Source organism: Bacillus halotolerans (genome assembly GCF_001517105.1).
GTDB lineage: Bacteria > Bacillota > Bacilli > Bacillales > Bacillaceae > Bacillus > Bacillus halotolerans.
Genome location: NZ_LPVF01000008.1, coordinates 929008 through 942636, shown reverse-complemented (window position 1 = coordinate 942636; position 13629 = coordinate 929008). Strand labels below are relative to the sequence as shown.

The 13629-nt window shown below is 35.8% G+C and carries 10 protein-coding genes and 1 pseudogene; 8 read left to right on the top strand and 3 right to left on the bottom strand.

Annotation, left to right across the window (positions count from 1 at the left end; genetic code table 11):
• Positions 1-28: 28 nt before the first annotated feature.
• Positions 29-442 (bottom strand): hypothetical protein, encoded by a 414-nt coding sequence (locus AU387_RS07195; protein ID WP_059335319.1) that lies wholly within the window; start codon positions 440-442, stop codon positions 29-31.
• A gap of 184 nt (positions 443-626) precedes the next feature.
• Here AU387_RS07195 and AU387_RS20415 point away from each other — a divergent pair, with 184 nt between their 5' ends.
• The 7 genes from AU387_RS20415 to AU387_RS07165 all read left to right on the top strand — a co-directional run bounded on the left by AU387_RS20415 (position 627) and on the right by AU387_RS07165 (position 9590).
• Entirely contained in the window at positions 627-797 is a 171-nt protein-coding gene (locus tag AU387_RS20415; RefSeq protein WP_003219122.1) for a CxxH/CxxC protein, read from the top strand.
• Positions 798-877: 80 nt separating this feature from the next.
• On the top strand, positions 878-1357 hold the full coding sequence (rlmH, locus tag AU387_RS07190; RefSeq protein WP_059335318.1) for a 23S rRNA (pseudouridine(1915)-N(3))-methyltransferase RlmH: 480 nt from the start codon (positions 878-880) through the stop codon (positions 1355-1357).
• A gap of 546 nt (positions 1358-1903) precedes the next feature.
• Positions 1904-3073, top strand: coding sequence for an ABC-three component system protein (locus tag AU387_RS07185; RefSeq protein ID WP_059335317.1), 1170 nt, complete (start codon positions 1904-1906; stop codon positions 3071-3073).
• Positions 3073-3585, top strand: coding sequence for a three component ABC system middle component (locus tag AU387_RS07180; RefSeq protein ID WP_059335316.1), 513 nt, complete (start codon positions 3073-3075; stop codon positions 3583-3585). Before AU387_RS07185 ends, AU387_RS07180 begins: the two co-directional genes overlap by 1 nt.
• Complete coding sequence (locus tag AU387_RS07175; protein WP_059335315.1) at positions 3582-5771, top strand: DUF3732 domain-containing protein; 2190 nt, start codon at positions 3582-3584, stop codon at positions 5769-5771. The genes AU387_RS07180 and AU387_RS07175 overlap by 4 nt, the downstream gene beginning before the upstream one ends.
• A gap of 636 nt (positions 5772-6407) precedes the next feature.
• A complete protein-coding gene (locus AU387_RS07170; RefSeq protein WP_059335314.1) occupies positions 6408-8507 on the top strand; it encodes a helix-turn-helix domain-containing protein in 2100 nt (699 codons plus the stop codon).
• Positions 8508-8924: 417 nt separating this feature from the next.
• Positions 8925-9590, top strand: a complete 666-nt coding sequence (locus tag AU387_RS07165) for a hypothetical protein (protein WP_059335313.1) — start codon at positions 8925-8927, stop codon at positions 9588-9590.
• Positions 9591-10344: 754 nt separating this feature from the next.
• On the opposite strand, the pseudogene AU387_RS21095 reads toward AU387_RS07165, so the two are convergent.
• Together AU387_RS21095 and fbp are read right to left on the bottom strand one after the other, a co-directional pair.
• Positions 10345-10521: pseudogene (locus AU387_RS21095) on the bottom strand (hypothetical protein).
• A gap of 472 nt (positions 10522-10993) precedes the next feature.
• A complete protein-coding gene (fbp, locus tag AU387_RS07150; RefSeq protein WP_059335310.1) occupies positions 10994-12919 on the bottom strand; it encodes a fructose-1,6-bisphosphatase in 1926 nt (641 codons plus the stop codon).
• A gap of 517 nt (positions 12920-13436) precedes the next feature.
• Here fbp and AU387_RS07145 point away from each other — a divergent pair.
• A complete protein-coding gene (locus AU387_RS07145) occupies positions 13437-13586 on the top strand; it encodes an epipeptide YydF family RiPP (RefSeq protein WP_044160161.1) in 150 nt (49 codons plus the stop codon).
• The last annotated feature ends 43 nt before the right edge of the window (positions 13587-13629 follow it).

Genomic DNA, 13629 nt, shown 5'->3' with positions numbered 1-13629 from the left:
AAGCCGGCGGTTCAATCGGACGCCGGCTTTATTGCTGATAATCGGTTTCTTCAAAGCGATCTCCTGATTCGTCTTGGACGATTAAATCCCCTTCAATTTTGTCCAGTCCAATCAAAATAAAAGGATTTTTCTCATTTGCCTTGGGGGCAGGCTTTCGTTTCACAGTTACAATCGTTTCTTTAGGTGAGTATTTGACGTCTGACACTTCAAGCTTCTTCTCTTTCTCACTACTTCCGAGAGACACAATAACCATCTTTCTCCCTTCTAAAATGGTGAAGACTTGATATCCTTTTACATCATCATGTATTTGAAGGTAATTAGCGTATATTTCTAAGTCTGGACTGCCTTCACCGATTCGATCCTTCTCCAACACCCAATAAGACGGCTTACACCCAACAAGCAGCAATATGATCACAAAAAGCCAAACCCATCTAAAGCGCAAATGCAAACCTCCCCACACATCGGTTACATCCAAACTAACACACGAGCGAAATAGAGTCATCAACAGCTTGTTTGTCGAATTGTGGATAAAACTCAGCCCGAAGCACTACTAACATGTGAATAAATAGGTTATATTGAGAAGAGAACATTTGTAAAAATGGAAGAAAACATCGGAGGATTTGAACATGAAACAAGCGTATTATTCTTGTGAAGAACACATCGAAACGGTGCTGGATATGTACATAGACGACCACGAGCTGCCGCCCGAAATCAGAAAAATCGAACATACTAACAGTTTATCCACAGCCTGTGAATTATGTGGAGACCCCGCAGTATATATAGTGGGGAACGAATGATCTTACACAAAATACAGAAAAGATATCCACAATTGTGGACAACATATATGAATAACTTGTTTTTAAAGTGGGGATGACCTGTGAATATCAATATTGTGACAATCGGAAAACTAAAAGAAAAATACCTCAAGCAAGGCATTGAAGAATACACCAAACGACTTTCGGCCTACGCAAAAATCGACATCATCGAACTCCCGGACGAAAAAGCGCCGGAAAACCTAAGCGACCAGGACATGAAAATCATAAAAGACAAAGAAGGCGACCGCATCCTATCAAAAATCAGTCCCGACGCCCACGTCATCGCCCTCGCCATCGAAGGAAAAATGAAAACATCCGAAGAACTAGCCGATATAATAGATAAGCTGGCTACATATGGAAAAAGCAAAGTCACCCTCGTCATCGGCGGATCACTCGGATTGAGCGACGCAGTGATGAAGCGAGCAGATGAAAAGCTGTCGTTTTCGAAAATGACGTTCCCTCATCAGTTGATGCGTCTCATACTAGTCGAGCAGATTTATCGGGCTTTTCGGATTAATCGTGGGGAGCCTTATCATAAGTGAGTGATGGTTATGTATGGGGGATAATTATGTTAAGTCATATACTAGCTCTATGTAATATTACTAACGTTTTTTTAAGTATTAAGACTTTTTCAATAATTTGTGTTGTTTTCCTCAATTTTCTTGAAGATTATATACTTTACATAATATTTATCAGCTCAATTTTCATAACTAGCAACAGCATTTCTGGTGCAGTTTATGACTTGATTGTCGAGTGAGCATAACTTCTTTTATGATTTTAAAGAACATAAAGGAATAAAACTGGCTATTCGAAAATACTTCGTAAAGTTCCAGAGTAGCACTGTTATTTAAAGTGTGGTGAAGAAAGAAAAGCAAATGAGCTAATCCCTATTACTATCTTGGTCAATAACACTTCTTGTAACTTGCATAAACAATACTCCAAGTCTCAACCTTCTGAAAGGTAGTTGGAGTTTTACTCTCCATTGTCATAAAATAAGCGCAATTTATGTCTAAGAAAAAGCAAAAAGAAGGAAATTACAATAAAAATGTCAAATTACCACAAGAGTCCTAGATTGGTAGGTGATAAAAATGTCTACAGACCATTCTGCTTCAGGTCAGGCATTAGGATATATGTATCAATTTGACCGAGCAACCTATAGACTATTTCAATCAGAAGTCGATGTGATTGAAATAGGAGTTGAGGATATAGATGATGTCAGTATTCATAAGGATAGTGGAAAGAAAATATATGAACAAGACAAATCTACCGTAAAAACAGGATCACCATTGTCAGACCGGAGTGTAGCTTTATGGAAAACGTTACATATATGGGCTGAATTAGTCGTGAATGAGCCCACAATCTTAAATAATGCGGAGTTCCATTTAGTGACAAATGGAACTTTGTCAAAAAAATGCCTTGCTCGGAGCATACAAGAAGCTGTAGATGAAAAATCTTCAAAAGTTGTCTGCGATAAATTACGCAATATGATCACAACGCTAAGAGAAGATTTGGTTCCCTATGGTAGTACATTACAAAAATTAAGTGATGAGTTATTGAAGGAAATTTTAATAAAAATTTTAGTGTTTGATAATATGTGTCCTAAATTTGGAGGTAATCTTGAAGAGATTCAAGCCATTAGAGTATTTGAAACTGAGATAAAAATAAGCCTCTTTGATCAGATGAGCGGATGGGTAAGAAGAAAGATAAGGGAATTAGTTCAAATTGGACACCAGCCTAGAATAAGACGAGAAGATTTTGATAAAGAGCTCAGAGGGTTAGTGAGAAGGGTATCAGTAGCACGTTTATCGGCGCTTGTAGTACCTTTTGATTCAAATGTTGATATTAGCCGATATGAGTCACATGGTTTTGTTAAACAACTAGATTGGATAAGTATTGATGAGGAGTCAATAAGGGAAGCTATTTTAGATTATATTCATGCCCAAGATACAAGAATGACCTGGACCGATAAAAATGCGGTTTCAGAAACAGCACTTTCACTATATGAAAGAGATCTCAAAAAATCATGGACAACCGCACGAAGAAGAGCACTTAGACAGTCACTTGAGACAGATGAACTCAAAGGTCAGGAATGTTTGGACTTAACACTGGAGCAGGATAGTTATATTCATAATGAAATTATGCCAAAGACCATTACTAGCGGTAACTTTCATGTACTGGCTCATTTTACCGATAAGCAGGAACCTGTTATTGGTTGGCATCCACAATTTAAATCATTATCGAAAGGAAAATCTGAATAATGATGGGAACATTACTTCGTGAATACGAGATAATGCAAAATCCTGCACTTGGAGCAAGTGCACTTTGGGCATTCTCACAAGGCTTTTTATCTAGGCAGTCAGAAAAAGTGAGATTACTAACACTGTGGCATTTAGTTAGTGTTCTTCCTCTTGTTTATCAAGAAACTAGCAGGAAAATGATCCTTAAGAGGAGAGAAGCTTCAGGTTTGCGATCTATCTTAGATCGCGACATAAAAAATTCTATAGCACAAAACGAAGCAGTATTTGATATAAATTCACGATTGCAGGCTATGGAGGAAAGGACATTCCGCTCTTTAAATATAGCAATTGCGTCTAAGCTAATATCTCTTGAAGAGGGGTATTTCTCTTCTTCACTACCATTCAAGCTTCCTAAGAATGTTTCAGTTGAAACTAAAGAAATATTGAAGGCAGCAAATAAGCTAGGGATATGGGCTGGCGGAATGTCTGATTTCGAATATTTGACCGTGTTAGGAGTTGAGCCTTTAAAATGAACTTTTCAATATTGAAGTTAATTATTTGGTCGAAAAAAGAGGATAAAGCCCCACGAGTTTTAGAATTTAAACCTGGTGCGATTAATTATATAACAGGTTCAAGTCGTAGTGGGAAATCCGCGATTATCGAAATAATAGATTATTGCTTAGGGTCAAAAGGTTGTTCAATTCCTAAAATCGGCCCAATAAGGAAATACTCATCTTGGTATGGACTGTTATTTAGTACCGTTGAAGGAGAAAAATTGTTCGCAAGGCGAGATCCGCTAGAGCAGGCTTCAACAGATGATTATTTTATCTTAGAAGGAGCTCCTATTACTATTCCGGATTTCCCTAAAAAAAATGCTAATCGTGATTATGCGAAGGGAATATTAGAAAGACATGCTCAGATTCCACAGTCGAATTCTGACTTTAACGGGTCAGGCAGTGGTTACAAAGGAAGGGCGTCTATTTCGGATATGACTGCGTTTATGTTTCAGCCACAAAGGATTGTTGCAAATAATGAGACTATGTTTTTCGAAGCCGATATTGAAGAGCATGCCCGAAAGCTTAGAGAAATATTTCCTTTGGTATTAGGAGTTGTAGATGCTGAGACTTTGATCAAGCAACATCGACTTCAAGAAGTAAGGAGGTTGATTGAACGTAAACAACGTCAATTGGAAGCATTCAACATTAATATTGAAAATTTTTCAGGGGAAGTAAGAGGGAGATATATCGCAGCAAGTCAGTATGGATTTATTCCCGCATTAAGTATAAAAGATACAAATACAAAGGTCTTGTTCGAAAGACTAAAAAATTTAATCTCAAAGTGGAAATCTGACACCAACTACTGGGATGCAGATGGACATGACTTAAATATTGAGGAACTTTCATCTTTGCGTGAAGAGGAAAGTACCCTTAAGGCAGAAATAACTACTTTACGTGTTAGACTCACTCAATTGAAAGAACTATCTCTAGCTAAAGCAACTTCAGAAAGGAATATTTTAAGACAAAAAGATCGGCTTTCCTCAACTTCTTGGCTTGTTGAAAAATTGGTATCTCAATATGAATGTCCATTATGTGGAAACGAGACCAATACCCATGCTAAAGAACTTAAAATACTTGTTGAAACAACTAAAAAAGTTGAGGCTCAATGGAAAGCAATTGAGCTTGTTCCTCCTATGTTAGACGCTGAAGAAGTAGGACTTCGAAAACAAATAGCTGCTAAGGAATCAAAACTACGACAAGTAAAAGCTGAATATGAATACTTACAGGAAGAAACTGAAGAAATGCAAGCAACCCGGGAACAACGTGCGATGTACATTGGACGACTCACAGAATTTATTAATTTACATGAATCTTTGAGTAATGAGGGGACATTTGCAAATGAAATAGCTACATTAAAAGAAGAAGAGGCTGAGTTGTTAAAGTCTGTAGATTTTCAAGCTTTCGCCCAAAGAAAAGAAACTGCTTTATTTAAGTTCTCAAGATTTGCAGGACATTATGGGAACATTTTGGATTTGGAAACGGGGGGTGACTTAATTCAACTTGATACCAACAAATTGTCGATACGAGTAATAGATGATAAAGGTAGAGCGGCTTGGATGCGTGAGATTGGTAGTGGTGCTAACTGGCTAGGTTATCATATTGCGACTTTATTAGCGTTACATGAATTGTTTATTAGTCAGGATATACCATATGTTCCGAGTCTTTTAGCAATTGATCAACCTAGTCAGACTCATTTTCCTGATAGAACTGATTCAGATTCTGAGTATGAAGAACTTCAAGCTGTAAGTAAGGTATTCAAAGCCCTTTCCTCCGGTATTAAAAGAACAAATGGAAAACTACAAGTTATTGTAAGTGAGCATGCGGGTAAAGATGTAATCGGTGATCTTGAGAATGTGAACATCGTTGAGAGGTGGCGTTATGGAAGGAAGTTGATACCTTGGCACTGGAATGACGAGATGTCAATTGAATTGCTAGGTAAGAATTCAAATGCACAATTTGCAGCAGAAGATTTGCTTGAAACAATAATTAAACCTTCATTTGAAAGAGAGATCGGGTATCAAGAAGGAAGCATTGAAATAATTGATGCTATCTTTGAAGAAAAGGGTCTTTCGTTTAATGCTCAATTATTAGGTGATAATAAAAAACTACTTTTTTCTGGACTTATTGATTTTGATTTGAATATTAAACTAGAATTAACATAGTAACAATTACTATACAATTTAGATAATTGGAGTTTTTTCGCAATCCTAAAGTTGCAATTTGTTGGAACTATTTGATTCTGTTAGCTGTCAGTGATGTTTTTAATGTATTTCATGCTTTTCTTTATAGCGGTTCCAGTTGTTTTCTTTTAAACTAGTCGCTAAGGAACTGTGTAATAATACGTTTAAATTCATCAAGGAAACTGTTAGAAAGTAATTATTCGATTCAGTTCTTCCATAATTGTGAGAGTACTTTCAATCCTAAACACGTTATTTGAGCTTCAACAAACTAAATTGGCTGTAAAAAGCTATGTCCATTTTCTATTTTCCAATTGTTTACTTTGTGTTGATGAATCATTTTTGCATCTCCTTTTAATTCAATAAAAAAATCCTCTAATGGATGGTAGGGATGGAAAGTTGACTTACAAGTAAGGGTATTATTTAACTTGGGGAAACTAGGTATTTTTTGAGTTAATTACAGTTATTTAAGAATTCAAAGAAAAATTAGTACCTTAATATCTATTTTTTATTCATGTGATCTAGTATATGGAAATTTGATATAAAAACTAATTTTTAATTACAATCTATATAATATTAGCAAATAGTTAACTCTAAACTCTTGTGATGGAGGGTATTGTATTGTTTAAAACAAATATTAGCGACAATTTCTCTTTAATGGTTAACTCATTGAAGCTAGCACAAAGAGCGGAATTATGGGATGATGAGCAAAATGAAAATATAGTTGAAAAGTTATATGTAGATCCCTTACCAAACAACGGTTTACTTAGGCAAGTTGTACAAGATAATACCGTTTTCTTGGTGGGGAGAAAAGGAACAGGTAAGTCAACAATTTTTGCTAGAGCCCAAGAATATTTCCGTAAAAGTAAAAATGAGATTTCTGCATATGTTGATGTAAAAACAATATATGGTAAGTCCCAAGCCAAAGAGTTAAATGGTAATTCAGATTACTATGAAAAAATATTACTTTATGAAGGTTTTATTAATGAAGTAATAAATGACTTATTTAAAGAAGTAAAGAAGAACCTCGAACAAAAAAATGCTCTTTTTAGACTTTGGAAAAGAAAGGACTTGTCTGCCCTGCTTTCCAGATTAGAGGACATAAAGAATGAAACCTCGAAACCTATATTTAAAGAAACTGATATTTTAAAGTCTGTTAACACAACTGAAAAAGTGGCGACAGCAGATGAGAATGAAGGTAATCTCTCAGTCGATGCAACGGTAACTGCAAAAAATTTAAAAGTTAAAGGAAGTTCTAATGTTCGCCAAAAAATATCTGGTGCTAGTGAAATTCAGGATGAATATTCTCATACTCTCTTAAGGCATTTCAATCTAACAGATTTTATATCAAATATAACAGGTGCATTAAAGAAGTATGGAATAAAAAAATTACATATTATACTGGATGATTTTTCTGAAATTGATTATGATGCTCAACAAATATTTGTTAACACCTTACTTGCTCCTTTAAATAACTGGTCAGATAAATTTATCCGTTTTAAGGTAGGTGCTTATCCTAAAAGGATCTTCTATGGCGATATTGATAAGGGAAAAATTGACGAAATACACCTGGATTATTATGAGTTGTATAAAGTCAAAGACTTACCTGAACTCGAAAAAAAGGCTACTGAGTTTCTCAATAGGCTATTAGAGGCAAGATTCAAATATTATCTAAATGCTGAAATGGTAGAAATCTTTCAAATTGATAAGGAAAATACATGGGAAAGTTATCTTGAATTAATGTTCCATGCTACTATGAATATTCCACGAATTCTTGGACACATACTTCACTATTGTTATCAAAGTGCAATCATTTACAATAAAAAAATAACAAAATCTCTGATTGAACAAGCCACACAAAAGTATTATGAAAACCAAATAAAGTATTACTTTGAAAAGACAAATTATTTGAAAGAGGCATTCGATGAAAAATTAGATAGATATTCTCAACAAATACTGGTTAATTTATTGGTTGAAAAAGCGAAGGACTTGAAAAATCATTTAAGATATGAACACACTGAGTTGTTTAAGAGTATTCCAGCTAACAAGATTCCCACTAGTCACCTCTTTATAAATAAAGAGTACGAGAAATTTCTTTATTCTTTGGAATTAAACTATTTTGTTAGTAAGTATTATGAACAAGCTGATAGGGATGGTATTGTAATAAGTATTTATGCAATTAACTATGGTTTATGTAGGGAACAAAATATAAATTTTGGCAGACCCAAAGGTCATACAAAATATAGAAAATATTATATTTCTCGGCATTTCAACTACGATAAAGTAATACAACAGTATTTAATTGAACAAAAGCACTTTGTATGTACAGAATGCGGTCATGAATACCAATATTCAGAATACGATATTTTACAAAAAATAGGGATGATGTGTTATTTAGGATGTAAAAAAACTGGTACGATTGAAGAAAGCTTTAAATTTAAGGATGAAAACTTATTTGAAGGTATTAAAAGAGAAAAGTTATTACCTGAAATTGAACTGGATATCCTTCATGTGCTTAGCCAGAATAAAAAGGCAAGTCTTTATGCTTCATTGATAGCTAGAGAATTGGATTGCTCCCATCAACTTGTTTCAAAAAGAAGTGAAAAGCTTCAAAATGCCGAATTAATAAAAAAGGGAAGTGAGGTTATAAATGGGGTACAGCGTAGGATATACCAGTTAACTGAAAAGGCAGAGGTCCTTTATTTCCAAAACGAGAAATGATTGTAAATGCCTATTAACATATTCTATATTCTAAGATTGATAATAACAAGTTCAAAGATAGATTGAAAGGCTAAAGGTCATATCAGACAACCATCCTTTATCCTATCTAACGACGTTAATGCGAATCTTATTATTGTGATTGAGGTTTACTTATTAAGTAATAGTTTACTAATCTAGATGATTTATTTATTAGGTCCAAATTGTTTTTTATTATAAGCTACCTATAATATTACCTTATTAATAAGACAATGCTATAATTATTTCAGTGGAAAATTAGTTGTAGCTAAGTGATTTAATCATATTTAATAGTAATCATCATTTTAACCAAAAGAGCTTTTTAATTCAATGAGATTTCTTTAGTGTAAATTCGTGGTTTATAGGGCGAGTACATCGAAATATATTAACGGGGGGTTATAAATGGAGTGTAAAATATGTCGGAAATCTATAATTAACTCTTATACTTTTTGCCCTTTTTGTGGTCATGCTATTGTCCAGAATAATAATACTGTTAATACGATAACAACAGGTGACAATAGTATAAATGTCGGGGTGGGGAATAACGGAAAACAAGATGTCTATATCGATAGTATTAATGTTATTAATGAAAACAGTGAGTTAGTTGTTAGATATAGTGAACAAATTGATGGAAAAGTTATTGGTGGATTAAATGGGTTTAAACGCAAATTTGAAATTGCAGGTTTCTTATCAATTATATCAGCATTAGTAACTATAATAGATTATTTGATCACGAAATCTAATTTTACATTTTTCTTTATTTTATGTGCTGTTTCCATGCTTTTATATGCTGTTGATAATAAACAAAAGTATTTAGATTTAAAAACCAGAGGCGTATTTTATAAATCAAAGACCCCTAAATTAATTGATAAAGATGGTGATATTTATAAGATTAAAAAATATGGAACTTGCCCAATCTGTAATGGGAAGGTTTATATTTATTATGACAATAATTTCAAGCGAACGCTAGGAAAATGTGAAAATAGTGAGGATCATCTATATACATATGATCATACAATTGATGCTGGAGTTCCTTATGTAGTTTTCGACATTTATCAGGCAGAGTAGTAATACTTTATTAACTTTTATATCTTATACTATTTAATTGAAAAAATATTAATTATTAACAAAACTTCTAGAGTGAAAAAATGGGATAATGGACTAAGTGGTTAACATTATTCTTTCATCAGGAATCTTCCTCCTAGATAGATAAAGTTAACACCGTAACTTTGTTTCCAGCTGAAAGTTGGAACTGAAAAGGAAGTGTCACTGTCCACTGGTCATGGCGGATGCACCAGTATGTTACATTTAATTACCATGATGACGCCGATAAAGTACAGCGGCGTCATCATAATAGTGATAGTTCAAAATCGTATTATGTTAGGCATTAGTTATAGTTGTGGATAACAATTTATTTCACCATTCCTTAAATTTGATGTTTTATTTGTCACTACATTTTTCCTCATATTTCTTCAAAAGATAATTTCTATTAACCTTCACAATAAAAAATATAATCCTGTACGCGACTGCTCATAATTATAAGACATCTCGAGTAATCAAATGGGCTATCCATTCGTGAGATTAAAATTACTTTCAATATACAGCTTCGGAAGTCCAGCCTTCAGCAAATACTTCCGTTTCTTCCTCATTAAGCTGACCACGTGAAGAAACTAATAGATTCCAATTTTAATCCTAATCTTTCCCGAATGTAATGGAAGATCGAGTGGGAGATGATTTCGTCGTTCTACGAAAAATAGATGGATTTGTTGTAATAGGGTTTCTTAGAGGCATGATTCTAATACAGATCTGGTTTCCGCAGCTTTTAGAAGTAAACTATTGTTGTTTGTTTTTCTTTCATCATCTTCATAAAGAGGAAGAAGAAAATGAGTACGATAAAGTAATTCATTGTATTCTCAAAGATGCTCATCTCTAGTGAAATTTGTAATAGTATTCAGAGGACGAAGATGGTTAGTATTGCAGGAATGATGATTTTGTATATTTCGAAAACCTTTCATAGTTAGTAACAACAGAGAAAGTAGATCCCTTTTTTTATGAGAAGCAAGGTTCTTCAATAAACTTTTTTTCGTTATAGAGCTTAGTCCATCTGTTCAGTGCGGATTTACTGAAAATTTGATATTTTCTTGTGATATCTCTCAGAGAGTAGTGTCCTGATAAGAAGTCCTTCACGGCAGCGTGTTTCAGTTCCACAGCGTAGAACTTATGGTGTTTAGAGCATTCCGGGCTCTTAACGCCGGCTATGTTATGTCGTGCCTTCATTCGGTTAGAATGCCATATTCTTTAGCAACCTCTTTCATCTAAGCATTCCCCAGATCACATTCTGAATGTGTTTAGTTTTGTCTTTTTTTGAGTGCCATTTTCAAGACATGAAAAAACTCCCCAAGGCAAACAGATTTTTTATTTCCATCTGTCTACCTTTAAGGGAGCATTTCTAATCTCTGAACCCACATCCCTCACTTCATATACCGATACTCCCGCAAACTCTCCAAAATCGCAACCTCTTGTAGCAGTTCCTCACCCACATTCGTTTCCTTCACTTTCTTCCGCTCGAGCTCTTTGTCCACTAATCGCTTCACCGTTAAGACATCGGTGCCGGTGCTTAGGACTTCTGCCTTGGAGTTGAAGTGTTTATGGGCGACGAGCTGCATGCCGTAGGAGTTGTATAGCAGCGTGTAGCCGGCGATGCCTGTTGTGGATTGGTAGGCTTTGGAGAAGCCGCCGTCGATGACGATCATTTTTCCGTTTGCTTTGATTGGGTCTTCTCCTTCGATTTCTTTTACTGGCGTATGGCCATTGATGATATGGCCGTGATCTGGGTTGAGGCCGAATTCTGCCAGGATGTTTCGGCAGGTTGCCTCGTCTTCGCGTAAATAATAATACGGGTTTTTCTTTTCTTTATGCGTTTCCTTCTCTTTGATGAAATACCGCTCAAATGTCGTCATGGCACGTTTTCCGAAGAGGGAGGAGTACTCGCCTGTCCATAAATACCAGGCCATATCTGTCGCCAGGTCATCGGTTTCTTCCGGGTGGGCAAACGCTTCCCGTAAGAACCGCTCAAATACATCGAGCAGCTCACGGCCCGCATACGGTTTATCCTCAATCATCATCGTTTCCATATTGCCGTTTTGATCAACTGGAATACAGCCATGAATTAATAGGTTGCCGTTATATTTTAAATACAGGCTGCCTTTTTTCATCATAAAATTCATATGTCGGCCCAGCTTTTCGGAATGCTGGACAGAGAATAGCAGCTTGTCCATGACTTCTGCTTCTTCTTCTAATAGCTGATCTGGCTGTTCCGGATTGATTGTCGCAAAGCAGGTGTTTTCCAGTTGATATGTTTTTCCATGCAGTGTGATTTCTTTTTTGTCATAATCTATTTTCTCTAATAACAGCCGTTCCTCCATATTAAAGTTCGGCCGTCTCTTGATAATCGGGCTCTCAAGCTTGAATTGGATTATCGCAATCGCTTGATGGATTTTTGTGATTTGCTTAATCTCATCCTCAGGTCTGTTTTCGTCTGCTTTTGGACGGAAAGATGGGTTATCATCGTAATATTTTTCGGCCAGGTTCAGCAGCGGTCTCAGGTTGATGCCGTACACGTCTTCAATAATATCCAGGTTGTCATAGCGGGCACAGATACGGATAATATTGGCCAGGCATACTTTGGAACCGGCGTAGGCGCCTATCCAAAGGACATCGTGATTTCCCCATTGAATATCGACAGAGTGATAGTTAATCAATTCTTCCATAATCCTGTCCGGCTGCGGTCCGCGGTCGTAAATATCGCCGACAACATGCAGATGGTCGACCACCAATCGCTGAACGCTGTAAGCAAGACCGGTGATCAGCTTATCAGCCTGTCCAAGTTCAATGATCTGATCAATGATCTCGGAGTAATATTGCTCCTTGTTGCCAGCTTGTTCTGTTTTGTATAGCAGTTCCTCCGTAATATAAGCAAACTGGGCAGGCAGTGCTTTGCGGAGTTTGGAGCGGGTATACTTGGACGAGCAATAAGAAACAAGCTTAATCATTCGGTTAATCGTTTCTTTATACCACTCGTTTAACGCTTCTTTCGCGTCAAAGTCATGTTTGATTAACTTCAGCTTGTCTTCCGGGTAATACACCAACGCCGCTAATTCATCAATTTCTCTATCGTAAATGACACCGCTGAAAATATCGCGTATCTTCTCTTTGACTCGTCCTGAACCATTACGCAGCACGTGCTGGAAGGCCTGATACTCCCCGTGCAGATCACTGACAAAATGCTCGGTGCCTTTTGGCAGGTTCAGTATCGCTTTCAAATTAATGATTTCCGTTACCACTTTTTCTTCACAATCGTATTTTTGCGCGAGTAGATCTAAGTACTTGCTTTCCAAAACTGTCCATCCCCTTTTTAGAATAAACCCCTATTTATGAGCATTTGCTTGATAAAGTGAATTTAAAAGTATGACATTATTTTTTATCATTGGACCTTTATATGATAGTACCGCATAACTGCTTTTTGTGACAATTGAAACGAGGGAAAGAGATGCCCAGATAGCTTAGGCAAGAGCTAAAAAGGCTTTTCAGCAGTATCCATGGAGGAGGTCTTGCAGGCTGATTTGGGGTAGTTTGCACTATTAATCTCGCTTAGCTAAGAAGGAGCAGTTTCCTTTGTTTCTTCCTACTTAAAATTTGTATATCCCTTAACTAGTGTAGTCAAATGATGTTTTGATCTTCATTACGAAGTTTTAAATCAATCTATGGCCTATCATTCGGCTTAGAGGGTCTAGAAGACTATGGGCTTTTAATACCAAGATTAGTAACATTATTCAGAATTATTGGTACAAAATATTGACATAGATTGATCTACATGGAATAATTGGTTTATATTAGAAGATAAGGAGGGATAATATGAAAAAGGAAAACACTAACAATGAGACTGTGAAAAACTTAGAATTTAAGGGTCTATTAGATGAATCACAAAAGTTAGCAAAAGTGAATGATCTTTGGTATTTTGTAAAATCTCAAGATAGTCGTTGGATTCTTGGAAGTGGTCATTAATTAGAGGGGTACAAGGAGAGTCTAACTCTCCTTTACCATTTGT